General features: G+C 59.2%; 26 protein-coding genes. 13 read left to right on the forward strand and 13 right to left on the reverse strand.

Going from position 1 to position 25,132, the window contains the following annotated elements; translation table 11 throughout:
* Nucleotides 1-15 precede the first annotated feature (15 nt).
* From cobA to ACR0IM_RS03410, 9 genes are all read left to right on the forward strand, one after another.
* Nucleotides 16-792 carry a uroporphyrinogen-III C-methyltransferase gene (gene cobA, locus ACR0IM_RS03370; RefSeq protein WP_480680812.1) on the forward strand — a complete coding sequence of 259 codons (777 nt, stop codon included), beginning with the start codon at nucleotides 16-18 and terminating at the stop codon, nucleotides 790-792.
* Nucleotides 792-1,106, forward strand: coding sequence for a DUF2849 domain-containing protein (locus ACR0IM_RS03375; RefSeq protein ID WP_480640490.1), 315 nt, complete (start codon nucleotides 792-794; stop codon nucleotides 1,104-1,106). Before cobA ends, ACR0IM_RS03375 begins: the two co-directional genes overlap by 1 nt.
* A 65-nt stretch (nucleotides 1,107-1,171) precedes the next feature.
* The gene (locus ACR0IM_RS03380) at nucleotides 1,172-2,836 is read left to right on the forward strand and encodes a nitrite/sulfite reductase (protein WP_480680814.1); all 1,665 of its coding nucleotides are present in this window, start codon (nucleotides 1,172-1,174) and stop codon (nucleotides 2,834-2,836) included.
* Nucleotides 2,826-3,587: a phosphoadenylyl-sulfate reductase gene (locus tag ACR0IM_RS03385; protein WP_480680815.1), complete on the forward strand. Its 762-nt coding sequence runs from the start codon at nucleotides 2,826-2,828 to the stop codon at nucleotides 3,585-3,587. Before ACR0IM_RS03380 ends, ACR0IM_RS03385 begins: the two co-directional genes overlap by 11 nt.
* Entirely contained in the window at nucleotides 3,584-3,991 is a 408-nt protein-coding gene (locus tag ACR0IM_RS03390; RefSeq protein WP_480590722.1) for a DUF934 domain-containing protein, read from the forward strand. Before ACR0IM_RS03385 ends, ACR0IM_RS03390 begins: the two co-directional genes overlap by 4 nt.
* A gap of 108 nt (nucleotides 3,992-4,099) precedes the next feature.
* Entirely contained in the window at nucleotides 4,100-4,933 is an 834-nt protein-coding gene (locus ACR0IM_RS03395; protein ID WP_480680816.1) for a ferredoxin--NADP reductase, read from the forward strand.
* Nucleotides 4,934-5,179: 246 nt separating this feature from the next.
* Complete coding sequence (infC, locus tag ACR0IM_RS03400; RefSeq protein WP_480640780.1) at nucleotides 5,180-5,641, forward strand: translation initiation factor IF-3; 462 nt, start codon at nucleotides 5,180-5,182, stop codon at nucleotides 5,639-5,641.
* Between the two features lie 395 nt (nucleotides 5,642-6,036).
* Complete coding sequence (locus ACR0IM_RS03405) at nucleotides 6,037-6,669, forward strand: SAVED domain-containing protein (protein ID WP_480680817.1); 633 nt, start codon at nucleotides 6,037-6,039, stop codon at nucleotides 6,667-6,669.
* 52 nt (nucleotides 6,670-6,721) lie between these two features.
* Entirely contained in the window at nucleotides 6,722-6,862 is a 141-nt protein-coding gene (locus ACR0IM_RS03410; protein WP_480640495.1) for a hypothetical protein, read from the forward strand.
* A gap of 330 nt (nucleotides 6,863-7,192) precedes the next feature.
* Here ACR0IM_RS03410 and ACR0IM_RS03415 read toward each other — a convergent pair whose 3' ends face one another.
* Together ACR0IM_RS03415 and ACR0IM_RS03420 are read right to left on the reverse strand one after the other, a co-directional pair.
* Complete coding sequence (locus ACR0IM_RS03415; protein WP_480680819.1) at nucleotides 7,193-8,509, reverse strand: aspartate aminotransferase family protein; 1,317 nt, start codon at nucleotides 8,507-8,509, stop codon at nucleotides 7,193-7,195.
* Complete coding sequence (locus ACR0IM_RS03420; protein ID WP_480680820.1) at nucleotides 8,506-9,312, reverse strand: beta-keto acid cleavage family enzyme; 807 nt, start codon at nucleotides 9,310-9,312, stop codon at nucleotides 8,506-8,508. The genes ACR0IM_RS03415 and ACR0IM_RS03420 overlap by 4 nt, the downstream gene beginning before the upstream one ends.
* A gap of 61 nt (nucleotides 9,313-9,373) precedes the next feature.
* Here ACR0IM_RS03420 and ACR0IM_RS03425 point away from each other — a divergent pair, with 61 nt between their 5' ends.
* On the forward strand, nucleotides 9,374-10,273 hold the full coding sequence (locus ACR0IM_RS03425) for a MurR/RpiR family transcriptional regulator (protein ID WP_480680822.1): 900 nt from the start codon (nucleotides 9,374-9,376) through the stop codon (nucleotides 10,271-10,273).
* 43 nt (nucleotides 10,274-10,316) lie between these two features.
* Here the strand turns inward: ACR0IM_RS03425 and ACR0IM_RS03430 are convergent, their stop codons facing one another.
* The 5 genes from ACR0IM_RS03430 to ACR0IM_RS03450 form a co-directional block, all read right to left on the reverse strand.
* The gene (locus ACR0IM_RS03430; RefSeq protein ID WP_480680823.1) at nucleotides 10,317-11,108 is read right to left on the reverse strand and encodes an FAD binding domain-containing protein; all 792 of its coding nucleotides are present in this window, start codon (nucleotides 11,106-11,108) and stop codon (nucleotides 10,317-10,319) included.
* 94 nt (nucleotides 11,109-11,202) lie between these two features.
* Nucleotides 11,203-13,563 (reverse strand): xanthine dehydrogenase family protein molybdopterin-binding subunit, encoded by a 2,361-nt coding sequence (locus ACR0IM_RS03435; protein ID WP_480680824.1) that lies wholly within the window; start codon nucleotides 13,561-13,563, stop codon nucleotides 11,203-11,205.
* A gap of 256 nt (nucleotides 13,564-13,819) precedes the next feature.
* Nucleotides 13,820-14,305 carry a (2Fe-2S)-binding protein gene (locus tag ACR0IM_RS03440; protein ID WP_480640501.1) on the reverse strand — a complete coding sequence of 162 codons (486 nt, stop codon included), beginning with the start codon at nucleotides 14,303-14,305 and terminating at the stop codon, nucleotides 13,820-13,822.
* Nucleotides 14,306-14,456: 151 nt separating this feature from the next.
* Nucleotides 14,457-15,458, reverse strand: a complete 1,002-nt coding sequence (locus ACR0IM_RS03445) for a molybdopterin-binding protein (RefSeq protein ID WP_480590704.1) — start codon at nucleotides 15,456-15,458, stop codon at nucleotides 14,457-14,459.
* Entirely contained in the window at nucleotides 15,455-16,423 is a 969-nt protein-coding gene (locus tag ACR0IM_RS03450) for an XdhC family protein (RefSeq protein WP_480680826.1), read from the reverse strand. Before ACR0IM_RS03450 ends, ACR0IM_RS03445 begins: the two co-directional genes overlap by 4 nt.
* 234 nt (nucleotides 16,424-16,657) lie before the next feature.
* Here ACR0IM_RS03450 and ACR0IM_RS03455 point away from each other — a divergent pair, with 234 nt between their 5' ends.
* On the forward strand, nucleotides 16,658-17,161 hold the full coding sequence (locus ACR0IM_RS03455) for a hypothetical protein (protein ID WP_480590701.1): 504 nt from the start codon (nucleotides 16,658-16,660) through the stop codon (nucleotides 17,159-17,161).
* Here the strand turns inward: ACR0IM_RS03455 and ACR0IM_RS03460 are convergent, their stop codons facing one another.
* Complete coding sequence (locus ACR0IM_RS03460) at nucleotides 17,162-18,418, reverse strand: vWA domain-containing protein (protein ID WP_480680827.1); 1,257 nt, start codon at nucleotides 18,416-18,418, stop codon at nucleotides 17,162-17,164.
* Entirely contained in the window at nucleotides 18,418-19,326 is a 909-nt protein-coding gene (locus tag ACR0IM_RS03465) for an AAA family ATPase (RefSeq protein ID WP_480680828.1), read from the reverse strand. The genes ACR0IM_RS03460 and ACR0IM_RS03465 overlap by 1 nt, the downstream gene beginning before the upstream one ends.
* A gap of 134 nt (nucleotides 19,327-19,460) precedes the next feature.
* Here ACR0IM_RS03465 and pyrC point away from each other — a divergent pair, with 134 nt between their 5' ends.
* Complete coding sequence (pyrC, locus tag ACR0IM_RS03470; protein ID WP_480590695.1) at nucleotides 19,461-20,498, forward strand: dihydroorotase; 1,038 nt, start codon at nucleotides 19,461-19,463, stop codon at nucleotides 20,496-20,498.
* Here the strand turns inward: pyrC and ACR0IM_RS03475 are convergent.
* On the reverse strand, nucleotides 20,495-21,790 hold the full coding sequence (locus ACR0IM_RS03475; protein WP_480680829.1) for an MmgE/PrpD family protein: 1,296 nt from the start codon (nucleotides 21,788-21,790) through the stop codon (nucleotides 20,495-20,497). The genes pyrC and ACR0IM_RS03475 overlap by 4 nt on opposite strands.
* Nucleotides 21,791-21,827: 37 nt before the next feature.
* A complete protein-coding gene (locus tag ACR0IM_RS03480) occupies nucleotides 21,828-22,274 on the reverse strand; it encodes a type II toxin-antitoxin system RatA family toxin (RefSeq protein ID WP_480640510.1) in 447 nt (148 codons plus the stop codon).
* 72 nt (nucleotides 22,275-22,346) lie between these two features.
* On the opposite strand from ACR0IM_RS03480, the gene hpt reads away from it, so the two are divergent.
* The gene (hpt, locus tag ACR0IM_RS03485) at nucleotides 22,347-22,889 is read left to right on the forward strand and encodes a hypoxanthine phosphoribosyltransferase (protein ID WP_480590689.1); all 543 of its coding nucleotides are present in this window, start codon (nucleotides 22,347-22,349) and stop codon (nucleotides 22,887-22,889) included.
* Here the strand turns inward: hpt and ACR0IM_RS03490 are convergent.
* Nucleotides 22,876-24,033 (reverse strand): amidohydrolase, encoded by a 1,158-nt coding sequence (locus ACR0IM_RS03490; RefSeq protein ID WP_480680830.1) that lies wholly within the window; start codon nucleotides 24,031-24,033, stop codon nucleotides 22,876-22,878. The two genes, hpt and ACR0IM_RS03490, sit on opposite strands and share 14 nt — an antisense overlap.
* Nucleotides 24,030-24,980, reverse strand: coding sequence for a lipoyl synthase (lipA, locus tag ACR0IM_RS03495; protein ID WP_480590685.1), 951 nt, complete (start codon nucleotides 24,978-24,980; stop codon nucleotides 24,030-24,032). The genes ACR0IM_RS03490 and lipA overlap by 4 nt, the downstream gene beginning before the upstream one ends.
* Nucleotides 24,981-25,132 lie beyond the last annotated feature (152 nt).

The raw sequence follows: 25,132 nt of genomic DNA on the forward strand, positions 1-25,132 counted from the left end.
CAAGCGGAACGTAACATGCAAGCTACGCATTCATATGATGGCACAGGTCACGTCGACTTCGTCGGCGCGGGTCCGGGCGATCCGGAATTGCTGACGCTCAAGGCGCTGAATGCCTTAGAGCGTGCTGATGTTGTTCTGCATGACCGTCTGATCAGCGCCGAGGTTCTGGAACTAGCCGGCAGAACAGCTGAATTGGTTGACGTGGGAAAAGCTGGGTTCGGCCCCTCGTGGAAACAGGAAGACATTGACGCACTGCTGGTCGACTACGCCGTGAAGGGCCACCACGTCGTGCGCCTGAAATCCGGTGACCCCACTGTGTTTGGCCGTCTGGATGAAGAGATCGAAGCGGTCGAGGCTGCTGGCATCTCTTGGCAGATTGTTCCCGGCATCACCGCGGCATCGGCTGCGGTTGCAGGAATTGGTCAAAGCCTGACCCGCCGCGGCCGCAATTCCTCGGTGCGGTTCCTGACCGGCCACGACATGAAAGGCTTTGCCGATCACGACTGGACCGCGCTGGCACGCGCCGGTTCCGTGGCGGCGATCTATATGGGCAAGAAATCCGCCCGTTTCATTCAGGGCCGCCTGATCATGCACGGCGCCGATCGCGAAACGCCGGTGACGCTGGTGGAAAACGCCTCACGCCCTGATCAACGCATTCTGGCCACGACGCTGGACCAGTTGCCCACCGATTTGAACGCCGCCGAAATGGACGGCCCCACCCTGACCTTTTATGGCCTCGCCCCGCGCCAAGCGGCCAAGGCCCTGACCGAATTCAAGAAGGAGCACGCCTGATGGCCCGCGCTTTTACCCCCAAAGTGGTCACCGCCAACGATCTGTTGGAAGGCGACGTTATCTATCTGACCGAAGACGACCGCTGGTCGCGTGAACTCTCCGAGGCTGAGCTGATCACGGATGAGGCCCACGCACAGGTCCGTCTGCTGGATGCCACCCGTCAGGCCAGCAAGATCGTCGGTGCCTATCTGGCCGATGCCACCGCAGGTGAAAACGGCCCCGAACCCACCCATTTCCGCGAGGATTTCCGCCGCACCGGACCCTCGAACTATGCCCATGGCAAGCAGGAAACAGCAACGCAGCCCCGGGCCTGACCCTCGGCCCTCTCTCTCCCCTTCAAGGCCCCAAGGTTCGGGGCTGCAACCAAGGACAGCTAATCATGTATCGCTACTCCGAGTTCGACACAGCATTTTTGGCAGAACGTAACGCGCAGTTCCGCGCGCAGGTCGAGCGTCGCATCGACGGCTCGCTCACCGAAGACGAATTCAAACCCCTGCGCCTTATGAATGGCCTGTATCTGCAGCTGCATGCGTACATGCTGCGGGTCGCCATTCCCTACGGCACGCTGAACAGCGCGCAAATGCGTCAGTTGGCACTGCTGGCTGAAAAATGGGACAAGGGCTATGGCCACTTCACCACCCGTCAGAACATCCAGTACAACTGGCCGAAGCTGAAAGATGTGCCGGATATGCTGGACGCGCTGGCCGAGGTTGGCATGCACGCCATCCAGACCTCGGGCAACACCATCCGCAACGTGACCGCCGACCATTTCGCAGGTGCCGCCGCGGATGAGGTCGCCGACCCGCGCCCCTATGCCGAACTGCTGCGCCAGTGGTCCACCGACCACCCGGAATTCCAGTTCATGCCGCGCAAGTTCAAGATCGCCATCACCGGCTCGGAAAACGACCGCGCGGTGATCAAGGCGCATGACATCGGCCTGCAACTGATCGAGCGTGACGGCGTTCTGGGTGCCCGCGTCATCGTCGGTGGCGGTCTGGGCCGCACGCCAATGATCGGCAAGGAACTGTCCGAATTCGTCGCCTTTGACGACCTGCTGGCGTATCTGGAGGCCACCGTTTCCGTGTGGAACCAGATCGGCCGCCGCGACAACAAGTACAAGGCGCGCATCAAGATCACCGTGCATGAGCATGGTATCGACGCGATCCGCGCCAAAGTGAATGAGCGGTTCCTTAAGGTTCGCCCGCAATTCAAGGGCGCCGACATGAACCTGTTGGAAGAGATCAAGGGCCATTTCGCCCCGCCCACCTTCCGTGAAGGTTCGGTTGCTTCGTTCGAAAGCGCCTACACCAACGATCCGGTCTTCCGTTCGTGGGTCGATACCAACATCGCGCCGCACAAGAACGCGGACCACGCGATTGTCACGATCTCGATCAAGAAACACGGCCAAACGCCGGGTGATGCGACCGCCGAACAGATGCGCGTGATGGCCGATCTGGCCGAAGAGTTCGCCTATGACGAGTTGCGCATCAGCCATGAGCAGAACGTGATCCTGCCGCATGTCCACAAGTCGGACCTACCCGCGATCCACGCGAAGCTGAAAGAGTACGAACTGGCGACTGCCAATATCGGCCTGATCAGCGACATCATCGCCTGCCCCGGCATGGACTACTGCGCGCTGGCGACGGCCCGCTCGATCCCGGTGGCGCAGGAAATTGCGACCCGCTTCGAAGACCTGAAGCTGGAGCATGATATCGGTCACCTGAAGATCAAGATATCGGGCTGCATCAACGCATGTGGTCACCACCACGTGGGTCATATCGGCATTCTGGGTCTGGATCGCGCTGGCGTCGAAAACTATCAAATCACTCTGGGTGGCGACGGCACCGAGACGGCTGCCATCGGCGATCGCACCGGTCCGGGCTTTGCCTATGACGAGATCGTACCCGCCGTGGAACGCATCGTCGACACGTACCTGGAGCAACGCGTAAGCAGCGAGGAAACTTTCCTGCAGACCTATCGTCGGGTAGGCATGGCGCCGTTCAAAGCGGCGCTCTACCCCGAGGCGCAGGCCAATGCCGCTTGACCTGATCCAGACGGAACTGGGCAAAGACCGAAGCGAACTGACCGAAAAGGTCGAGGCGCTTAACGCCCAGTTCCGCCACCACAGCGCCCATGACGTCATGCATGGCGCATTGGAGGAGATCGAAGAGCTTGCTCTGGTCTCCAGCTTTGGTGCGGAATCGGTTGTGTTGCTGCACATGGCGGCGGTGGTCAACAAGATGACCCCGGTGCTGTTTGTGGACACGCAGATGCTGTTCACCGAAACGCTGGAATACCAGCAGGAGGTAAGCGAACGTCTGGGCCTTAAAAATGTTCACATCATCCGCGCCGATGATGAAGACTTGCAGCGCGACGACCCCTATGGCGCGCTGCGTCTGCGGGACATGGATGCGTGCTGCAACCTGCGTAAGACCTTCCCGCTACAGCGGGCACTGGCAGGGTATGACGGCTGGATCACAGGGCGTAAACGGTTCCAGTCCGGCACCCGCGCCACGCTCGACTTCTTTGAAGTTGAGGACGGCACAGGCCGGATCAAGGTCAACCCGCTGGCCCATTGGGCGCCCGAGGACGTGCGCGCCTATATGGACGAAAACAACTTGCCCCGGCACCCGCTGGTGGCCAAAGGATACCCTTCGATCGGTTGTGCGCCCTGCACCTCGCCGGTCAAAGAGGGCGAAGACCCCCGCGCCGGACGCTGGCGCGATCAGAACAAAGAAGAATGCGGTATCCATTTTGTCGATGGCAAGATGGTGCGCGCCGGAGAGAAAACATGAACGTAATCGTATCGGATACGGGGTTTGCCCCCGATGACTGGACCGACGGCTTTGTCACGCTGGAAGACGCGGCCAATGATGTGGTCGCGCTGGATGTGGCCTCGGACATTGACCCGGATGAGCTGATTGACCGTCTGGGCAATGCCCAGATGGTGCGCGTTGACTTTCCGTCCTCAGCCGATGGTCGTGGCTTTACAATCGCACGTGTACTGCGCCTGAAAGGTTATACCGGCCGCTTGCGCGCCAAAGGACACGTCCTGGCTGATCAATACGCCATGGCGCGCCGCAGCGGATTTGACGAAGTCGAGATCGACGATGCTCTGGCCGCCCGTCAACCCGAAGATCAGTGGCTGGCCCGCGCAAACTGGAAAGACCACAGCTATCAGGCTCGCCTGCGCGGCTAAGACCGCCAACAGCCAGCTTAAATTAAGGAAAGGGGCAATCTGCCCCTTTTCCTGATGTGGATCAAAGCTTAAACGGAGATGTCGGTTTAGCAGACCGGCAGTGAAACGATGACAGAGATGAAGCCCGTGACCGAAGCAACCGCCGTAAAGGCCCCCGTTCTGCCGGACGCCCAGACCGTAACGGACGTCAAACACTGGACCGACAGCCTGTTTTCCTTCAAGGTTTCGCGCCCAGCCTCGCTGCGGTTCCGCTCGGGCGAGTTCGTGATGATCGGTCTGCTTGGCGACAACGGCAAACCCTTGCTGCGCGCTTATTCGATTGCCTCGCCGTCCTGGGACGAAGAACTGGAGTTCTACTCGATCAAGGTGCAGGACGGCCCGCTGACCTCGAAACTGCAGCACATCAAGCCGGGCGATCAGATCATCCTGCGCCCCAAGCCCGTTGGCACGCTGGTCCACGACGCCTTGCTGCCCGGCAAGCGTCTGTGGTTCTTCGCCACCGGCACCGGCTTTGCGCCCTTCGCCTCACTGCTGCGCGAGCCGCAGACCTATGAAGACTATGACGAGGTCATCATCACTCACACCTGCCGCGAGGTGGCGGAACTGGAATATGGCCGCCAGTTGATAGATAGCATCCGCCAGGATGAAATGTTGGCTGAACTGATGGGCGAAGGCTTTGCGGACAAGATCCGCTATTACCCGACCACCACACGGGAAGGCAGCCCCAAGATGGGCCGCATCACAAACCTGCTGAAAGACGGCACCGTATTTGCCGATTTGGGTATAGAGGGCGGCATCAAGCCGGAAACCGACCGCGCCATGGTTTGCGGTTCGCTGGCCTTCAACCTGGACATCAAAGCCATTCTGGAAGAGTTCGGTCTGCGCGAAGGCGCCAATTCCGAGCCCAAGGAATTCGTGATCGAAAAGGCCTTTGTCGGCTGATACATTCGCGCGGGCCCCTGGAATGGCCGCGGCCCGCGCATAAACCTGCTGTTAAACCTGATTAATTGAGCCCTTTCGGCAAGGTTGGAGCTTGAATCAAGACGCGCAGCAGTCTAAATTCCGGGCTCGAATTTCTGCAATTATCAAAGGAATGAACCCATAGCCCGCAGACCTCACAACGCGCCGCCGCAGAGAGACACCGGCCCGCGCGTCAATGAAAAGATCCGTGCCCCCGAAATTCGCCTGATCGGCGCCGAAGGTGAAAACGTCGGGGTGGTTCATCCCGCCAAAGCCATGCAACTTGCGGCCGATGCCGGCCTTGACCTTGTCGAGATTTCGCCCAACGCGAACCCGCCGGTCTGCAAGATCATGGACTTCGGCAAGTTCAAGTACGAACAGCAGAAACGCGAAAGTGAAGCCCGCAAAAAGCAAAAAGTCATCGAGGTGAAAGAGGTCAAGTTCCGGCCCAACACCGACACCCATGACTATGACGTCAAGATGAAGAATGTCTTCAAGTTCCTGGAAAAGGGCGACAAGGTCAAAGTGACTCTGCGCTTTCGCGGTCGCGAGATGGCGCACCAGAATCTGGGCCGTGAGCTGCTGGAACGTGTGGCCGAAGACATAAAGGATCTGGGCAAAGTCGAGAACATGCCCAAGATGGAAGGCCGTCAGATGATCATGATGATCGGGCCTCTGCCGCAGAAATAAGGTCTTGATCGACCGAAAATTCAAAACCCCCTCATCCGAGTGACGCATTCCGTGGGGTGGGACACGCCTACAACAAACCCTGTCGCGCAAGTCGCGGCAGGGTTTTAATTTTGAAGAGGAAATTGATGTACCGCTGACAGGACCACAACGCGAAATTCCTGAGAGAACTTTCTCGGGCACCGAAAGCTGTTAATCTACGCGAAAAAATTTGTTCGAACCAAGTATTTTCTCGCGCACATCGTTTCACCTGATCCAAACGGACCCAAAGGCGACGAAAAACGATCGCACCATCTCACTGCCCGTGTCGAAAACCTCATGTTGATGTGCGGTATACACCGCCGCATCATCGACGACAAAATGACATGGCGCGATTACCCTGAAAACTGCTTCTAAAAATGAAGCGAGAGCATGAAGAATGGGTTGATACAGTGCTTTCGGCCGGACTTGACAGCAGGTCCCACATTTTACAGTTCTCGGCGCCGATTGGTCCAAACGAAACAGCTGTGCCTTTCGAAGATTGCGTGGATGCAATCATTCCAAACCGGGAACCAGCTGAAAGGCGGCTGGCCGAGATCGAGGTCCGAGGTATGCACTTCAATGACAGTGACCCGACATACTGGTCCGTTCAGCCTGAAGTCCTGCGAGAAGGGTTTTCAAAGTTGATCCAAGGCCGCTTCGAAAGTGGTGAGGTTCGCCATCTGTCGGTGTTTGGCCTGCCTCCGGTCCCCCACCTGATGGACTCGGGGCGCCTCATCTCAGACATTTCGGAAGCCGACTTTAACGAGCGCCACCCTGAACCAGCGCAATGGGCATGGCCTGAGGATGGCCGAAAGTCGAATTCTCCTGTTCGAAGGGAACTCAGGGGGCCAAATGTGTGGCCTTGCAACTCTCAATCACCTCGCACATTTCTGACGATCGGATCGCCGCTAAAGCTGGTGGCGACGTTTCCATCTGGGAGATATGCAGCAATATGCAACGGTAAGGAGTTATCCGGCACAAAGGCGACTTGGGCCGTTTTGGAACGATAGTCCGCTCAACCCTTGACGAAATCAAGAATGAGCATGGCATGGATGTCAGGTAATGGTGTTTCCAGCAATCCCTGTTTCCTGCGCGGTTGAATTTGGCCGCACCTGGCAACCTAAAGCCCACCCCGACATGGAAATCTACGATCAAACCAAAGAGGATGGGTTCGTTCGAAGGCTTCTTCTGGCTGGCGTATAAGTCCGAAATACCGATTTTTAGACGTTAAAACCGCATCTTACGATGTCTCTTGGAGTCATTCAATCGCAAGTCGCCTGGACCTCCTGAAAACGGATCCTTAGGCAGACTTACTACCATTTTGAGAAGGTCCGATCGGATAGCAAAAATCCCAAAGGAGGAGCCTCGAAACACTTAATGCGCGAAGGTGTTCGATGTACTGAACTAAATATGGCCGCGTCCGGTGTGGAGGCGGCCATATCTTAAGCATCTTCGCTTACTGTAAAGCTTGCGATTTTGTGTTCCATCCTATGGAATGCATCATCATCCGAAGGGGCTTTTCCTTTTCGTCCGTCAGATCACCGCTGATATTGCCTTGCTAAGCTTTCCGACCAACTCGTCGATCTGTGCCTCTTCAATGATGAACGGCGGTGCCAGCAGGATGTGATCGCCCAACCGCCCATCCCGTGTGCCGGACATCGGGTAGCAGATCAGACCTTCGGCCAGCGCAGCCTTCTTGATCTTTCCTGCCACGCCGAGCGCTGGGTCGAACGGTGTTTTACTGTCGCGATCCGCGACCAGCTCAATGCCTCGGAACAAGCCACGGCCCCGAATATCTCCGACGTTGGAATGTTGTCCCAACGCGGCCTCAAGCGCCGATTGCAGTTTCTCACCCATGACACCTGCCCTCGCGGGCAAATCACGGCCAGTCAGTTCGCGGATAACGGCCAATGCCGCCGCGGTGGCGACCGGGTGGCCAATGTAAGTGTGGCCGTGCTGAAAGAACCCGGACCCGTCGCGGATCGCATCGTAAACCCTGCCGGTGCACATCATCGCCCCGATCGGCTGATACCCAGCCCCCAACCCTTTAGCGATGCACAGGATATCCGGAGCGACTCGGTCATGATCGCAGGCAAACAGATGCCCTGTACGACCCATTCCACACATCACCTCATCCAGAATCAGCAGCACGCCGTACTGGTCGCAGATCTCGCGGATGCGCTTAAAATACCCTTCAACCGCAGGCACTGCGCCCAAGGTCGCTCCGACAACCGGTTCAGCCATGAAGGCCATCACGGTCTCGGAACCCAGCCGCAGGATTTCAGCCTCCAGCTCGTTGGCGACACGCTGACCGTAGTCATGGCTACTCTCGCCTTCTGGCTTCTCGGCATATTCATAGCAAGGCGCGATATGGGTCATGTCGATCAACATCGGCGCAAACTGCGCCCGCCGCCATTCGTTCCCTCCAGCCGACAGGGCGCCCAGAGTATTGCCGTGGTAACTCTGCCTCCGGGCAATCACGTGCCGCCGCTCGGGCTGACCAATCTCCAGGTAATACTGTCGCGCAAGTTTGATTGCCGCCTCTGTCGCCTCGGACCCCCCCGAGACGAAATACACACGATCGAGATCGCCCGGAGCCTGCTCGACCAGCAAATCCGCCAGCGCTTCAGCCGGTTCCGACGTCATGAACCCCGTATGTGCAAAGGCGATTTTCTCTACCTGCTCCTGTACCGCCCGGATTACCGCCGGATTGGAATGGCCAAGGCAGGACACGGCGGCGTCACCACAATCCAGGTAACGGCGGCCTTGCGCATCGATCAGATAGCATCCGTCCCCCCATGCGGCGACCGGCAGGTCTGATTTCGTGTGACGCGGGAATACGTGGCTCATTCGACTGTCCCTTCCAACATGGCAACAAGCGCCGTCACCGACGCGGCATTGTCTTTCCAGAATTTTCCGTTTTGATCGGTCAGGCTGTTTTCAAAGCCAACCCGAACGTCTCCGCCCCGCCGGGCAGCATACGCCAGACAAGCATGTTCCTGCGCACCAAAGGCGCAAACCATCCAAGGCGATGGGGCTTGGGGAAACTGATCCAAATCCTGAGGTGAGGATTGTTGACCTGAAGTGTATCGCCCCAGAACCAAAATACGATCCACCTGACTATCCCGTACAATTCCGGTATTTTGCCACTGTGTCAGCAAGGCCGCGTCATCCGCGTCGTACAGGATATGCTGCACCCGCGTTCCCTGTTCGGCGCACAGCCCATACACTTGTGGTGCCAATTCGGGCGCCCGCGAGATTTCCCGGACAGACACCGAAGCCCAATCCGGCTGCACCTTTTCAAGACAGGCGAACTGGGCGGAAACGTCGAACACGCCCGCAGCCTCGGTCGTGATCTGAATATCCATCTTCGGAACGACCCGACGCAGTTCGGCCATCGTTTCAAGGTATTGACCCGCGTCCAGCGAGTGCCGCCCCAGCTTGTCCCGAACATGCAGATGCAGCCCATGCGCCCCAACCTTGAAACAGGCACGCGCCGTGTCCGCGATCTGATCAATTGAGACCGGCAATTCCAAGTGATCTGAAGCCCCCCGCCGTGCACCATTTGGAGCGACCAGCACATAAGGGCGTCGGGAGGATTCTTTATCTATTCGCGTGTCTGACATGCTCATACCTTGGATGACACCTGCCATGTAATCTAACCTCGGTCGTTTTTTACTTGCTAAACACAAAACATATGTTTTTTCTTTTCCGATGGAAAACACACCCAACCAGATCACTGACCGCCTGCGTCAGGATATCGAACGGATGCCTTCGGCCCTACAAGCCGCCGCCAAGTACATCATCGATCACCCCGGAGATTTCGGTCTGGACCCGATCCGTACAACGGCCACCCGGATCGGCGTCAGTTCGAATGTTCTGGTCCGGCTTGCGCAGCGCATGGGATTTGACGGTTTCGAAGCCTTCCGCACCCCGTTCCGCAACGCCTTGGTCACGGACCGGGAAGGCGAACTGGGTCAGGATTGGCTGAACACACTACAATCCGAGGGCGCCTTCAGTAACATCCAGTCCAAACTGGCCCAGAATGAGCAAAACGTGGTCACCCGGTCCTTGCGTCTGATGAAGCCCGACATGACACGCAAGGCCATCCGGCACATTACGACATCCCGCAGGTGTTTCGTCACCGCGACACGCGCAAGCTACGCGCTGGCGTACTACTTCTCTTATACCGGCCGCATGGCGCACCCGGGCATCCAACTGGTGCCGCGTCATATCGGGTCTGCCGCCGATGATCTACTGGATGCCGATCAAAAGGACTGCCTGGTCGCCATCACCGTCCACCCCTATTCCGCGGACACCATTCAATCGATGCGGTTCGCGAAACACAGAGGGTTGCGCCTGATCCTGATCTCGGACAGCGACGTGATTGCGCCCGGGGTCGAGCCCGACGTCGCCTTTACCGTCAGCACCCGCGCCCTGTACCCGTTTTCCTGTTTCACCGGAGCGATGGCCGTTCTGGAGTGCCTGCTGGGCCACCTCTTCGATGCCGGAGGCGACGCGGCCCGACAGCGGATCGAAGCCTATCAAAAGGCGCGTGAGGACACCGGAGCCTATTGGCAACCCGCCAAACCGCCAAGACTGCGCCGAACGTAAAAAGCCCCGGCCTTTAACCGGGGCTATTCTCAGTTACTGAGTCTCATAAACAGGCTTCGACGGCCCGTTTGGTCATGACTCCGACAAGATGCGCACGGTATTCCTTGCTGCCATGCAGATCCGCGATCATGTTGGCCGGGTTGATGCGCAAATCCATCAGCGCATCCGCACGGAATTCTTTGTTCAGCGCTTCTTCCGCCTCGGACCAACGGAACACGCCATCTTCGCCTGCACCGGTGACGGCAACACGCACGCCATCGGCAAACTTCGCCACGTAGGCACCCACAAGGGCAAACCGTGAAGCCGGTTGCAGGAACTTCTGGTAACTCGCCGCCTCCGGCACCGGGAAGCGGACCGAGGTGACGATCTCACCCTCGTCCAGCGCGGTGGAGAACAAACCCTCAAAGAAGTCGTCCGCCTCGATCTGCCGTGCATTGGTGACGACGGTCGCGCCTGAACCCAACACAGCAGCCGGATAACAGGCCGCCGGATCGTTATTGGCTATCGACCCGCCAATGGTGCCCCGGTTGCGCACCGCGGGATCACCGATCTGACCAGCCAGCGCCGCAAGGGCCGGATAGCTGCTGGCCGCATCGGCGGCGACTGTTGCATGGGTCGTCGCCCCGCCAACGGCCACCGATCCGTCATCCTCGACACAAACCCCTTTCATCTCGGCAATCCCACTCAGCGATACCAACGACGACGGGGACGCCAGCCGCTGCTTCAGCGTCGGGATCAGGGTTTGTCCACCCCCTAGCGCTTGCGCGTCCTCGGACCCCAAAGCGGCAACCGCGTCCGCAATGGTCGAGGGTTTCTCAAACTCGAAATTGTACATTTCGTCTTCCTTTCCGAAAGGCACTCTGCTGCCCTTCATCTTTTTGGAAATACTCCGGGTAGCGCGAGGGGCCGGCCCCTCGCACCCCAACCAGTCAGCTGTTCATCGCCGCCCAGACGCGCGACGGGCTTACCGGCATGTCGATGTGATCGACGGCCTTGCCACCCGAGTTCAGCGCATCCAGCACCGCATTGACCACCGCTGGCGGCGAACCAATCGCACCGGCCTCGCCACAACCCTTCACGCCCAACGGGTTATGGGTACAAGGCGTTTGGCTGGAGTGATCCACACCATAGAACGGCACGTCATCCGCACGCGGCATGGCGTAATCCATGTAGGATGCACTCAGCAGCTGGCCGTTCTCGTCATAGGCACAGTTTTCAAGCAGCGCCTGCCCGATGCCCTGACCGATGCCGCCATGCACCTGACCATCCACGATCATCGGGTTCACGATGTTTCCGAAGTCATCCGCGGCGGTGAAGGCCTCGATGGTGACCTGACCGGTCTCGGGGTCAACCTCGACCTCACAGGCATAGGCTCCGGCCGGGAAGGTGAAGTTGGCCGGGTCGTAAAACGCGGTTTCCTCCAGTCCGGGCTCGACCTCCAGCGGATAGTTGTGCGGCACATAAGCCGTTAGGGTCACATCGCCCCAGGCCACCGACTTGTCGGTGCCCGCGACGCTGAACTGACCGTCCTTCAGCTCGATATCGGCCTCAGACGCCTCCAACAAGTGGGCCGCAATCCGTTTGGCTTTCTCGATCACCTTCTCGGTCGCCTTGACCATCGCCGAGCCGCATACCGCCAGCGAACGCGAACCATAGGTGCCCATACCAAATGGGATCTTCGAAGTGTCGCCATGCACGATTTCGACCATCGACTCGTCGATGCCGATCATGTCGGCCACGACCTGCGGGAAGGCCGTCTCGTGCCCCTGCCCGTGGCTGTGCGCACCAACCATGACGCTGATCGAACCGGTGGCGTTTACACGCACAGTCGCTGCATCATAGAGACCCGCCCGAGCCCCCAACATGCCAACGATGTTCGAAGGCGCGATACCGCAAGCCTCGATGTAGCAGTTGACGCCCAGACCACGCAGCTTGCCATTGGCCTCGCTTTTCGCCCGACGCGCGGCAAAGCCTGCCAGATCGGCGGCGGCCTCAAGCTTGTCCATCGTCCCATTGTAGTCCCCAGTGTCATAGGTCAGCGCCACCGGCGTGTCATAGGGGAATTGGGTGACAAAGTTCTGACGGCGCAAGGCAATCGGGTCGACGCCTAGTTCGCGCGCGGCCTTGTCCACGACGCGTTCCAACTGGAAGGTCGCCTCGGGCCTGCCCGCGCCGCGATAGGCGTCCACCGGTACTGTGTTGGTGAACATCGCCTTCACGTTCACCTGAATGACCGGCGTCTTGTAGTTGCCTGCCATCAGCGTGCCGTGCAGCCAAGTCGGAACCGAACTGGAGAAGGTCGAAAGATACGCGCCCAGGTTGGCATAAGTATTGGTGCGCAAACCGATAAAGTTATTGTCCGCATCCAGCGCAAGTTCGATCTTGCTGACATGGTCACGGCCATGGGCGTCCGACATGAACGCCTCGGACCGGCTGGAGGTCCACTTAACCGGACGGTTGCATGCCTTGGCGGCGAAGGTGCAGAACGCCTCTTCCGCATAATGGAAAATCTTGGTGCCAAAGCCGCCGCCCACATCCGGGGCCACCACGCGCACCTTGTGTTCCGGAAGGCCCAGAACAAAGGCACACATCAACAGGCGGATCACATGCGGGTTCTGCGATGTTGTAAACAGCGTGTATTCATCTGTGCCGCGCTTGTATTCGCCCACCGCCACGCGCGGTTCCATCGGGTTTGCGACCAGGCGGTTGTTCACCAAATCCAGAGTGGTGACATGGGCTGCATTGGCAAAGACCTCATTCACCTTGGCGTCGTCGGTCTCACCCAATTGCCAGTCATAACAGATGTTGTTCTTCAGATCGTCATGGACCAGCGTTGCGCCATCCTGCGCGGCGGCCTTCATGTCGATCACTGCGGGCAGTTCCTCGATATCAACATCGATCGCTTCGGCCGCGTCGCGGGCCTGTTCCAGACTGTCGGCCACAACTGCGGCGATGGGATCGCCCACATGGCGCACTTTACCCTGCGCCAGAATGGGGTGCGGCGGCTCTTGCATCGGCGCGCCGTGCTTGTCGGTCACTTCCCAGCCGCAGGGCATCCCACCCACGCCTTCGAAATCCTTGCCGGTGAAGACCTTGACCACACCGGGTATACCCTCGGCTGCCGAAGTATCTACGGATTTGATCCGGCCATGCGCGATGTCGGACCGCAGGAAATGCACATAGGCCTGGCCATGTACGTTGATGTCGTCGGTGTAATTGCCCGCTCCGGTCAGAAAGCGTACGTCCTCGCGCCGCTTGGAACTGGCTCCGATGCCACTGTCTTTGGGCATTGCTTGTTCTCCTCCCTAATACTCGAATGGCGGAAGCGTTTGTCACTTTCCACCAATTCTGACCGTGCTTTTCCGTACCGACCACCCGATAAAGAGAGCAAAGGCCAAAACAATCAGCTTTCCTAAGAGCATCCATGGTTGCAGGTGATGTGGAACTGGATCGTTCCACTCCACAACCAAGGTCCACCCTCGCAGCAGCAGAACACAAGCAACTACCAGAGCGAAGAAAGGAAAGATGATCTTTAATCGCTTCATGTTATTCGGCAGCGATGCTGCTGACGTCCTGGCCGGATGCAGCCATGATCGACTTGACGATGTTGTGGTAGCCGGTGCAGCGACACAGGTTGCCTTCCAGATATTTGCGGATCTCGGCCTCGGTCGGACGTGGGTTGTCTTTCAGCAGGGCCGCAGCACTCATCACCATGCCCGGCGTGCAGAAACCGCATTGCAGACCGTGGTGATCCTGAAACGCCTGTTGGATGACGTTCAACGAGCCATCGGCGTTCGCCTGCCCCTCGATCGTGCCGACCTCGGCCCCGTCCGCCTCAAGCGCCAGCATATTGCAGGACTTCACCGCCTCACCGTTCACGTGCACCACACACGCGCCACATTGTGCGGTGTCGCAGCCCACATGTGTTCCGGTCAGCGACAGGTGATCACGCAGAAAGCTGGACAGCAATGTCCGGCCCTCGACATCACCGCTCACGGATTTCCCGTTCACGGTCATTGAGACCTGTGTCATATGTTCCTCCCAAAATGAAACTCTCCCTAGGCCGAGTTAAACACGGGAGTTTTTGTTTGAGAACAAAAATATTTAGCGATTGTTTTGGTCGGTCACTCGGCCAAACGCTAACACCTATATCGTTGAACCGGAAAGGCAAATAACCGCTGTGCTACACCTTGCGCCCGGCCCTTGGCTGCGGGCGCGTCGGGATTTCCTTCAGCAGCCCGCCGACCCCCATCGCCGCAATGTCCGCGCCGGTCGTTTCGATACCGCAGGCCACGCGGGACAGGACCCAATCCGCCCCGTTCAACGCAGGAGACCGCGCGCAACCCGGCAGTCCGATCACCGGGCGTTCGTCCAGAGACCCCAGAAACAGCAGGTTCCCCGGATCGACCGGCATTCCGAAACGGTCCACCTGCCCGCCTGCAGCGCGCACCGCCTCAGGGGCCACATCCGACACATCCGAGGTGGCCGAGCCGGTCAGGATCATCAACACATCCCCCCGCGTTTCCCTGATTGCCGACGCAAGCGCTTCGGTCTGGTGCGGTACAACCCGCACATCGGCCAGTTCCAATCCGAGGGCCTCCACCCGCCCCTGAATCGCCGCGATGCCTTTCTCGTTCGGCGGCCCGCCGGGAATGTCGGTCACAACCAGCCCGGCGTTTCGGTAGACGGGCGTGGCAAGGCGGATCGCCCCCTTTGCCAATCGTGACACTTCAAGAACGTCCCCCCCCGGAACGGCGTAGGAAATCACCTTGATCGTCGCAACCATGCCGCCGACAGTCATCTGCTGGAGTTGCGGCACGGTGGCCACGGTGATCATCGGGTTGACCTGATTGAACGCCTCAAGTGCGGCAACATCCAGCACGGCAACACCCGGTCCCTCCGCCAACAGGTTCACGCGGCCGGTGAACGGTTTCGTCACCCGCAACGTGGCCGACTTGGGGTCTGGCACCAGAGCGTCGGCCAGCATCCCGGCCGCTTTGTCTTCATGACAATCTCCCGGCTCCAGCCGGGCAACTGTGATCGAACTGTACCCGGCTGCGACCAATGCCTCCTGATGCTCGGCCGTCAGCAAGAGGCCCTTACGCAGTTTGGTCTTTCCGGCCTTTACGGAATGCGCCAGTATCGCTCCGTCGGCCTGATCAACGGGAACGGGACCGAACTTCACGCCTTACCCCGCAAAACGGCTGTCATTTGCGCCAGAATGGACACTGCAATTTCCGAAGGGTCCGCAGCGCCGATGTCCAGACCAACCGGCCCGTGGATGCGCGCAATCTGTTCATCAGTGAACCCGGCCTCTTTCATCCGCACCACCCGTTTGGCATGGGTTCGTGTCGAACCCAATGCGCCGATATAGAAAACTCCGGCCCGCAGAGCAGATTGCAAAGCCGGGTCATCCAGCTTGGGGTCATGGGTCAACAGTACCACCGCCGTCCGTGCGTCCATCCCCAGCTTGGCAGCGGCTTCGTCTGGCCAATCGGTCAGGATCGTCTCACCAGGAAAACGCGCACTGGATGCAAAAGCATCGCGCGGGTCAATGATGGCCGGATCGTAACCGGCGATCCGCGCCATTGGCACCAAAGCTTGTGCGATATGAACTGCGCCAACGATGATAAGCCGCAGAGGCGGGTTGTGCACCGCGACAAAGGTCTGACCGTCCTCTTCAAACCCGGATCGATCCATGCGCAGACGGTCTGCATAAGCATTGCGTCGCAGGGCGCGTTGACCTGTTTCAATATTCACCTCATAGGCCACAGCCTCCCGACGGGCGCGGGCCTCAACCAGTTCCCGCAGCATCGGTTCGAGCAGCACCTTGCCCACCGGCTCGACCAGAACGCGGATGGTGCCACCACAGGCGAGCCCCACGGCAAAGGCGTCCTCGTCGCTGACGCCGAATTCCAACAGCCGTGCTTCACCTTCGTCGATCGCCTCCAGCGCTTCGACCACGACCGCGCCTTCGACACAACCGCCCGAGACCGACCCTTCGATGCGGCCGTCGCCACCGATGACCAGTTGAGCGCCCACTCGCCGAGGCGCGCTGCCCCAGGTCTCGACCACCGTGGCTATTGCGACAGGTTTTCCGTCGCGGTACCAGCGCAAGGCCGTTTCGGGGCTGTTGTCGAATCTGTCCATTGCACCCTCCCGGAGTGTTCAAACCCAACATAGGCAGGTTTGGCGGGATGAAAAGGAACCCATGCGCCGAGGGTCGCTCCACCGGCCCCAAATACCGGGTCTTCGGCACGAAGAAGCCCGAATTCCCACAGTTTAGGCAAAGGATTGATTGTCATCGGCCCTGATTCTAGCCTACACGCGCAACTGGTGCATTCCGGTATGCGCATATATATTTTTCACAAGGGAGACAGAGAGTTGAAACGCATTTTTACACTCGGAATGGCAATTGGACTATTGGCATCGACCGCAGTCAGCGCGGATACCTTCCTGCGCTACGGTGAGGTCGAAGGATGGAAAGTTTTTATCGATCAGGACAAAAAGTCCTGTCTTATCGAAGCAGTTGATGACTCGGAAAACGTGGTTCAGATGGGGCTGACCGAGGACCGCAGCGTCGGCTATGTGGGCGTGTTCACCAAGGCCAAAACAGACATCAAACGCGGCGAGAAAGAAGCCGTGGCGATCCTCCTGGGGGACAACATCTACCTGGGCGAAGCTACCGGCATGAAGGGCAACATTACCAAAGGGTATTCCGGCGGCTATGTTCTGTCCGACGACCCTCAATTCGCCGAGGATATCGCCAAGCAAAAGGTTATGGTCGTGTTCCCCGAAAAGGAATTTGCCTTCACTGTTGATCTGACCGGCACCTACAAGGCCATGGAAATGGCGCGCAAGTGCAACGAAGAACAGGTGGGTGGCTAATCACCCCGAAAGCGCGGTCATCAGCCGCGCTTTCTCTCCCACGTCGTCGGGTTGTGAGATGACAGCGGCAAGATCCTCCAAAGACGTAATTGAATGACCCGCGCGGAAACTGTCGACATGCGGCAGCATCGCAGCAACGCCCTGCGCCTTGGGCGCGAACCCATCCCAACGTAACAACGGGTTGAGCCAGATCAGACGGCGCGCCGAGAGGTGCAAACGCTCCATCTCTTTTCCCAAAGCGTCGGGATCGCCCCGGTCCAGCCCGTCCGAGATCAGCAGCACCACCGCCCCCTGCCCCATGACCCGGCGCGACCAGTCGCGGTTGAACGCGTGAAGGCATTCTCCGATCCGGGTGCCGCCCTCCCAATCTTGCGCTTCGGCCCCGGCAGCCGCCAGCGCGGCATCCACGTCGCGCTGCTGCAAGTGACGGGTTATATTGGTTAGGCGTGTGCCGAAGGTGAACGCATGAACCTTTGCCCAACCGGCGCCCTTGGCGTTCGAAACCGAATGCAGGAAATGCAGGATGATCCGGCTGTACTGGCTCATAGACCCCGAGATATCGCAAAGCACCACGAGATTGGGCCAACGCGATTTAGGCTTCAGGCGCGCGATATCGCGCAGCTCTCCGCCCTGACGCATCGCAGCGCGCAGGGTCCGAGCACGGTCGATGCGATGACCCAGATGGCTGGCCTGCCCGCGCCGCGAGTCGATGGGTTTCACCGGCAACGTCAACCGCGCCAGCATACGTTTGGCCTGTACGATCTCGGCGGTGCTCATCTGCTCAAAATCCAGACTGCGCAATCTTTCCTCGGAGGACGCGGTTTGCGAGGCGTCAATCTCAAGCTCGGTCTCATCTTCCTGCTCGACCGCCTCGGGCAGATCGCGTTCGACCCCGTCCAGCAACGCCTCGGCCGCGCGTTTTTCGGCAGGATCGGCCATGCGTTCCTCTTGCACTCCACGGATGGCGGGCAGCATCATGGACATCATGTGCTCCATGTAGCGCGGGTCGCGCCAGTACATGCGAAAGACCTGTGCAAACACCGTCCGATGTTCGGGGCGGCTGACAAAACAGGCGTGGAGCGTCCAGTAGAAATCCCGCTTCTCCGTGAACCCGGCGGTCTGCACGGCCCGAATGGCATCAACCACCCGCCCCGTTCCAATCGGCAACCCAGCCTTGCGCAAGGCCCGCGCGAAATGAGTGATATTATGCGCCAGCTTGGGGTTGTCGGGAATATCGAGGGGGAATTGTTCGACCATCAAATCGGCTCAAGTGACGCTTTTGCCTGATCCAAAATCCGCTTCGCTTCGGATCCCTGAAGTTTCTGTATGTCGTCCTGGTATTTCAGGATCGCGCCCAGCGTGTCGCCGATCACTTCGGGGCTGAGGTTGATCACGTCCAGCGCAAGCAAACATTTGGCCCAGTCGATGGTCTCGGCCACGCCGGGTTTCTTGAACAGATCCTCTGTGCGCAGGCGCTGAACGAAGGCCACAACCTCGCGGCTAAGCTCCGCGGCTGCCTCGGGGGCGCGGGCGTGGAGGATTTCGATCTCGCGATCGAAATCGGGGTAGTCGACCCAATGATAGAGGCAACGGCGTTTCAGCGCGTCGTGCACCTCGCGCGTGCGGTTCGAGGTGACGATGACGATCGGTGGTTCCGGGGCTGTAATGGTGCCCAGTTCGGGAATAGTCACCTGAAAGTCGCTGAGCGCCTCCAGCAGGAATGCCTCGAAGGGTTCGTCGGTACGGTCCAGTTCGTCGATCAACAGCACGGGCGCGCCGTTTTCATCCGGGCGCATGGCCTGAAGCAACGGGCGCTCAATTAGGTACTCGTCCGAGAACAGCTCGGACTGCAGCGAGCCACGATCCGCGCCACCTGACGCTTCGGCTGTACGGATTGCCACCATCTGCGCCGGGAAGTTCCATTCATACACAGCCGAGGATGCGTCCAGGCCCTCGTAGCATTGGAGTCGGATCAGGCGGCGGTTCAACCCTGCGGCCAGCGCTTTGGCGATCTCGGTTTTGCCGACACCCGCCTCACCCTCCAAAAACAGAGGGCGGCCAAGTTTCAGCGACAGAAAGACTACGGTGGCCAGTGCCCGCCCGCAGACATAACCCTGCGCGCCCAGCAATTTTCGAACGGCATCAATGGTGTCTGGCTGTGTCATCTGCAATTCTCCCTCGGCACAACAGGTCACGGCAGCGCGTGCACGTCAAGGCCATGGCCTTTCCGGGACTTACGGCGATCCGGAGCGTTGACAAGGTCTTTTCCGGCGGCGGCCTGTGTGATAGCGGAGGCGCCATGACCGAAAGCATCACGATCCGCCGCCCCGACGACTGGCATCTGCACTTGCGCGATGGCGCAATGTTGCAGGCCGTCCTGCCCGAAACAGCGCGCCACTTTGCCCGTGCGATCATCATGCCCAACCTTGTTCCGCCCGTGGTACGAGGTGATCAGGCCGCCGCCTATCGCGACCGCATCATGGCCGCGCTGCCCGAGGGCATGACGTTCGAGCCATTGATGACGCTGTACCTGACCGAGGATACGGATGCCGATGATGTAGCCGCGGCCCATGCCAGCGGTCTGGTCAAGGCGGTCAAGCTGTACCCTGCGGGGGCGACAACCAACTCGGCCTCGGGCGTTCAGGATTTCGACAAAGTACGTTCGGTGTTGGAAAAGATGGCCGAGATCGGTCTGCCCATGTGTGTACACGGCGAGGTCACTGATCCCGATATCGACATCTTCGACCGCGAGGCCGTGTTTATCGACCGCGTTCTGGACCCGATCCGCAAAGCGACACCGGGTCTGCGCGTGGTGATGGAGCATATCACCACTTCCAACGGCGTGGACTACGTGAAGGCCAACGACACGGATCTGGGCGCGACTATCACTGCGCACCATCTGATCATCAACCGCAACCACATTCTGGTTGGCGGCATCAAACCGCACTATTACTGCCTGCCCGTCGCCAAGCGCGAAGAGCACCGGTTGGCGCTGCTGGCCGCTGCTACATCAGGCGACGCGCGGTATTTTCTGGGCACCGACAGTGCACCGCACACGGATGACAACAAGGAAATGGCGTGTGGCTGTGCCGGGTGCTTCACGGCGACAAACACCATGTCTCTGGTGGCTGAGATGTTTGATCGTGAAAATGCGATGGACAAGCTGGAAGGTTTCGTTTCGCTGAACGGACCTGCCTTCTACCGTCTGCCAGTGAACGAGGACACCATCACGCTGACCAAGGGCGAGCCCGAGGTTTATCCCGACAAGATCCAAACCGGAGATGGTCCGGTAACCGTCTTTGACCCCGGCTTCCCGCTGCACTGGCGCGTGGTTTAACCCGCCAGCCTGTTTGCCAGATCGTGGGCGCGGCCGCCGGTGCGCAACATCGACCAGATTGCGTCCGACTCTTCGCTGCCGATCAGTTTGCTGGCCTTGCCGCGCACGCGGTCTTCGCGGTTCGACAAGCTCATCGGCGCCATCAGGTCATGCGTCGCCTCAAGTCGGGCACCGTCACGGCGCAACAGTGTCAGGTGTGCCTGCGTTTCCGACAGGGAGTCATCCGCTACGACTGACACCCGGTCCCGCAGGGATATCACGCGCGGATCTGCGCAAACCTTGTCTGTGTAACTGCCTGGCATCGCAGTGTCATATCCAAGCGCCTGCATGGCGATCACCGTCCTATACGAGAACTTGGCCCCAAGACCAGTGATCGGAGACATCTGATTGCACACGCTCATCCAACGCGGGTGTGTCTTGATCTTGATCTCGGCCACCTCGGGTTCTGCGATGTCCAGATCACGCGCGGCCTCAAGCGCCGCATGCAGGCCATGGCAGCAGGCGTGGAACTTGTGGCTGACGGTTTCGAACAACCATTCCTCGCCCAGCCCAGCCAAAGCGGTCGGCGCATCACCTTCACCACTGTGTGTCGCACCAAACCCGTACGGCCCCTCCAACGCATCCGCGTTGGGTTCAAAGCCCCTTGCGACCAGCAAGGCAGCTTCCACTCCGGCCGAGGCCGCGAGACCCGCGTTATACGGTTTGCCCATCGTGCCGAATTGGGTCTTGAGCCCTGCCGCACGAGTCGCCGTCAGACCCAACACTTTGCGCATCCGCCCGGCCTCAAAGCCCAGAATGCGGCCCGCTGCAACGGCTGCACCAAACGCTCCCGCCGTCGCAGTTTGGTGAAACCCCGCCTGATAGTGGTCGCGCCCCAGCCAGAGGCCCATGCGGATCGAAACCTCCATCCCCACAAGCGCAGCCTCGAGAAAATCAACTAGAATACGGTCGTCCCATTCACTCAGCGCCAAAGCGGCGGGCAATACAGCAACCGAGGGGTGCCCGATATGGGCGAAATGGGTGTCGTCATAGTCCAGTGCGTGCGAGACGGTGCCATTGACCAAAGCCGCACCGCGCATCGGAGCCGCGCCACCGCCAAACAGATGCGCCTGCGCCGTGCCGTCTTCGCTCAGCACCAGATCACGCACGGCTTTTGATACCGGCTCGTCGACCCCGGCGCGTCCCACGGCGATCCAATCCAGAACGGACAGAGAGGTGACGACTCGCGTCTGCAATGTCGTCTCGATAGGCCCAGCTGCAAACGCAGCCAGAGAAGTGGAAAAACCGCTCATGGGCGCAGTTTAGCGTGCGCCGTTTGCGGGTAAAGGCCTAGCCGTACAAATCGGCAGCACGGGTTTCGAATGCCTGTACGATCCGGTGCATGGCTTCGTTGAACACCACGCCTATAATGCCTTGCAAGATGGCGTTCTTGAATTCGAAATCTACGTGAAAGGACACGTTGCAGCCCCCCTCCGGCGAGTCCTCGAACTGCCAATCTGATTTCATGTATTTGAACGGGCCGTCCAGATATTCCGTGTCGATCTTCATCTGATCCGGGAACAGCGTCACCCGGCTACCGAAACGTTCGCGGAACACCTTGAAGGAAATGACCAGATCTGCCTCCATCACCTGCGCCTCACCTGCCGCATAAGTCCGGCGGATACGGGCGGCGGCACACCAGGGCAGAAACTCGGGGTATTTCGCCACATCCGCAATCAGGTCGTACATCTGCTGAGCCGAATACGGCAGGAGGCGGGTTTCCGAATGAGTAGGCATGGCGTCCGGTATTAACAGGTGACAATGGCGCGTGATTTCGTATGTTGCGCGCCAAAGATCAAGGGGGCAGCGATGAGCGACCGCGCATATGTGATAGATGAGATGATCTCGGCCAAGGCCATTGCCGCCCGGATCGAGGAACTTTGCCGTGAAATCAGCACCGAATTCGCCGACACCGACAAGCTGGTCGTGGTTGGCCTGTTGCGTGGTAGTTTCGTCTTCATCGCTGACCTCGTACGTGAACTGGACCTGCCGATCGAAGTGGATTTCCTTGAGGCGTCCTCCTATGGAGATTCAATGGAGAGCAGCCGTGAAGTACGTATTCTCAAAGACTTACGCGGAGCAATTGAAGGGCGCGACGTTCTCGTGGTCGAGGATATAGTCGATACCGGCCACACGCTGAACCACGTGACCAAGCTGATGCTCAGCCGTAAACCCGCGCGGCTGAGATCCATCGCTCTGCTGGACAAACCCAGCCGCCGCGAGGTTGATTTCCGGTCTGACTGGATCGGGTTCGAAATTCCGGACGAGTTTGTCGTGGGCTATGGAATCGACTACGCGCAGCGCAATCGCAACCTGCCTTTCATCGGTAAGGTACGGTTTACCGAGGGCTAAGCGGGCCCAACACCTGCTGAATCGCTGCCAGGAAAATCCCGGTTCCGACCGGGATCAGGGCATCCGGGAAATCGTAATCCGGGTTGTGCAATTGCGGGTGATCCACCCCTGAGCCAAGCCAGAACATCGCGGACTTGGCGCCCTTGCCGAACTGCCCGAAATCTTCCGAGAATTTCTGCGGACTGGACGTCAACGCGCAGGGCACGCCTGTTTCGAAACAAGACCGGCTGAGGATATCGACAGCCTCGGGCGCGTTCACGCAAGCTTTGAATACATCCTCATAGCTGATCTCAAAATCCAGCCCCTGATCCAATGCAGCCCGCGCTGCCAATGCCTCAGCCGCGTTCATCAGGTCCTGCATCCGCGCGTCCGCGACGGTGCGCAGGGTCACCCATAGTTCGGCCTGTCCAGGGGCAACGCCGAAGGTCGGCTCTCCCAGTTTTGCATGTGTCACCGTCGTCAGGGCAAAGTCGGCGTCCAAAGAACCACCCTTTCCCAACCCCGCCAATTGCGGCATCAGGGACGCCAGCGCCCCAGCCGGAGATATACCATCCTGTGGCGCTGCCGCGTGTGACGTCTTGCCGGTCAGAACAATCTTCATCCCGCGCGAGGCACAATTGGCAGGTCCTTCACACAGCAAAACTTCACCCTGCGCCAATCCCGGCAAGTTGTGCAGGGAAAACACAAAGTCAGGCGCGATTCCCGCAAATTTTGGGTCAGCCCGAAATGCGATGGCACCTTGCCCGGTTTCCTCGGCCGGTTGGAAAACCAGAACCACACGGCCCGTTTCCGGGCGGGTGTGCACCAGATATTCGGCAACACCCAAAACCATCGCCATGTGGCCATCATGCCCGCACAGATGTCCTTTTCCCGGAATACGCGAGGCATAGGCCGCGTCAGAAATCTCCTGAATCGGCAGTCCATCCAACTCGCACCGAATAGCGACGGTTGGCCCGGCCTGACGGCCGTCGAAGACGCCCGCCACACCATGCCCGCCGATACCCGTCAGTACCTGATCGGCACCACGGGCGCGCAGCTCATCTGCGATCCGAGCAGCGGTTTGTTCCTCCTGCCCCGAAACCTCAGGATATTGATGCAATTCTTGGCGCAGCCGGGTCAGCCGGGCGATTGCTTCGGGTGTCACCCTTGCTCCAGCTTTTTCTGTCGGGCATCGCGCAAACGGGCAAAGTCGTCGCCTGCGTGATAGGAGGACCGGGTCAGAGGCGTTGCGGACACCATCAGGAATCCCTTGCCAAAGGCCGCCTTCTCGTAAGACGCGAACTCTTCGGGCGTGACAAACCGATCAACGCCGTGGTGTTTTGGTGTCGGTTGCAGATATTGGCCAATGGTCAGGAAATCGATATCGGCGGCGCGCATGTCGTCCATGACCTGCCTGACCTGCTGTTCGTCTTCCCCGAGGCCGACCATGATGCCGGACTTGGTAAAGATCGACGGGTCCATTTCCTTGACCCGTTGCAACAGGCGCAGCGAGTGGAAATAGCGCGCACCGGGGCGCACTTCGGGATACAGGCCGGGGACGGTTTCAAGGTTGTGGTTGAACACGTCCGGCTTGGCCTCGACCACAACTTCCAGCACCGAAGGATCGCATTTCAGGAAATCCGGCGTCAGAATTTCAATTGTCGTCTTGGGGGAACGGTGCCGCACGGCGCGAATAGTTTGCGCGAAATGCTCCGCCCCGCCGTCCGCAAGGTCATCCCGGTCCACCGAGGTGATAACCACGTGGTTCAACCCCAGTTTCTGCACCGCATGCGCGACGCGCCCGGGTTCGAATGCATCCAGATCGTCTGGGCGACCAGTCGCAATGTTGCAGAAGGTACAGCCACGAGTACAGATCTCGCCCATGATCATCATGGTGGCGTGACCCTGGCTCCAACATTCACCGACATTCGGGCACCCGGCTTCTTCGCAGACGGTCACGAGGTTGTTCTCGCGCATGATCTTGTGGGTATCGGCATACCCTTTCCCACCCGGGGCCTTCACCCGAATCCATTTCGGCTTTTTCGGCTGCGCATTGTCTTGGCGATGCGCCTTTTCGGGATGACGTTGTTCGGGGATCTTCAGATCACGCACGGTCGGCTTTCCTGACTTTGGGTCACTTTGCTTCGACATAATATAAACTGCAGCGCTTAGCTACGCCACCCGTGCATAGCTGCCATAACAGCGCACTATGCATTTGCAGAAAAACCTAACAAATCTCGACAAACACCCATTGAAAACAGCGC

The organism is Ruegeria sp. BF6, from assembly GCF_056538665.1.

Excerpts from the sequence above, each read along its gene's own strand:
- ACR0IM_RS03380 (WP_480680814.1), top strand. The coding sequence starts at position 1,172 with ATGTATCGCTACTCCGAGTTCGACACAGCATTTTTGGCAGAACGTAAC.
- ACR0IM_RS03405 (WP_480680817.1), top strand. The coding sequence starts at position 6,037 with ATGAAGCGAGAGCATGAAGAATGGGTTGATACAGTGCTTTCGGCCGGA.
- pyrC (WP_480590695.1), top strand. The coding sequence starts at position 19,461 with ATGACCGAAAGCATCACGATCCGCCGCCCCGACGACTGGCATCTGCAC.
- ACR0IM_RS03390 (WP_480590722.1), top strand. The coding sequence starts at position 3,584 with ATGAACGTAATCGTATCGGATACGGGGTTTGCCCCCGATGACTGGACC.
- ACR0IM_RS03475 (WP_480680829.1), bottom strand. The coding sequence starts at position 21,790 with ATGAGCGGTTTTTCCACTTCTCTGGCTGCGTTTGCAGCTGGGCCTATC.
- ACR0IM_RS03385 (WP_480680815.1), top strand. The coding sequence starts at position 2,826 with ATGCCGCTTGACCTGATCCAGACGGAACTGGGCAAAGACCGAAGCGAA.
- ACR0IM_RS03420 (WP_480680820.1), bottom strand. The coding sequence starts at position 9,312 with ATGGCAGGTGTCATCCAAGGTATGAGCATGTCAGACACGCGAATAGAT.
- ACR0IM_RS03415 (WP_480680819.1), bottom strand. The coding sequence starts at position 8,509 with ATGAGCCACGTATTCCCGCGTCACACGAAATCAGACCTGCCGGTCGCC.
- cobA (WP_480680812.1), top strand. The coding sequence starts at position 16 with ATGCAAGCTACGCATTCATATGATGGCACAGGTCACGTCGACTTCGTC.
- ACR0IM_RS03460 (WP_480680827.1), bottom strand. The coding sequence starts at position 18,418 with ATGGTCGAACAATTCCCCCTCGATATTCCCGACAACCCCAAGCTGGCG.
- ACR0IM_RS03430 (WP_480680823.1), bottom strand. The coding sequence starts at position 11,108 with ATGTACAATTTCGAGTTTGAGAAACCCTCGACCATTGCGGACGCGGTT.
- ACR0IM_RS03480 (WP_480640510.1), bottom strand. The coding sequence starts at position 22,274 with ATGCCTACTCATTCGGAAACCCGCCTCCTGCCGTATTCGGCTCAGCAG.
- ACR0IM_RS03435 (WP_480680824.1), bottom strand. The coding sequence starts at position 13,563 with ATGCCCAAAGACAGTGGCATCGGAGCCAGTTCCAAGCGGCGCGAGGAC.
- ACR0IM_RS03375 (WP_480640490.1), top strand. The coding sequence starts at position 792 with ATGGCCCGCGCTTTTACCCCCAAAGTGGTCACCGCCAACGATCTGTTG.
- ACR0IM_RS03395 (WP_480680816.1), top strand. The coding sequence starts at position 4,100 with ATGACAGAGATGAAGCCCGTGACCGAAGCAACCGCCGTAAAGGCCCCC.
- ACR0IM_RS03410 (WP_480640495.1), top strand. The coding sequence starts at position 6,722 with ATGGTGTTTCCAGCAATCCCTGTTTCCTGCGCGGTTGAATTTGGCCGC.
- hpt (WP_480590689.1), top strand. The coding sequence starts at position 22,347 with ATGAGCGACCGCGCATATGTGATAGATGAGATGATCTCGGCCAAGGCC.
- ACR0IM_RS03440 (WP_480640501.1), bottom strand. The coding sequence starts at position 14,305 with ATGACACAGGTCTCAATGACCGTGAACGGGAAATCCGTGAGCGGTGAT.
- ACR0IM_RS03425 (WP_480680822.1), top strand. The coding sequence starts at position 9,374 with ATGGAAAACACACCCAACCAGATCACTGACCGCCTGCGTCAGGATATC.
- ACR0IM_RS03465 (WP_480680828.1), bottom strand. The coding sequence starts at position 19,326 with ATGACACAGCCAGACACCATTGATGCCGTTCGAAAATTGCTGGGCGCG.
- ACR0IM_RS03450 (WP_480680826.1), bottom strand. The coding sequence starts at position 16,423 with ATGGACAGATTCGACAACAGCCCCGAAACGGCCTTGCGCTGGTACCGC.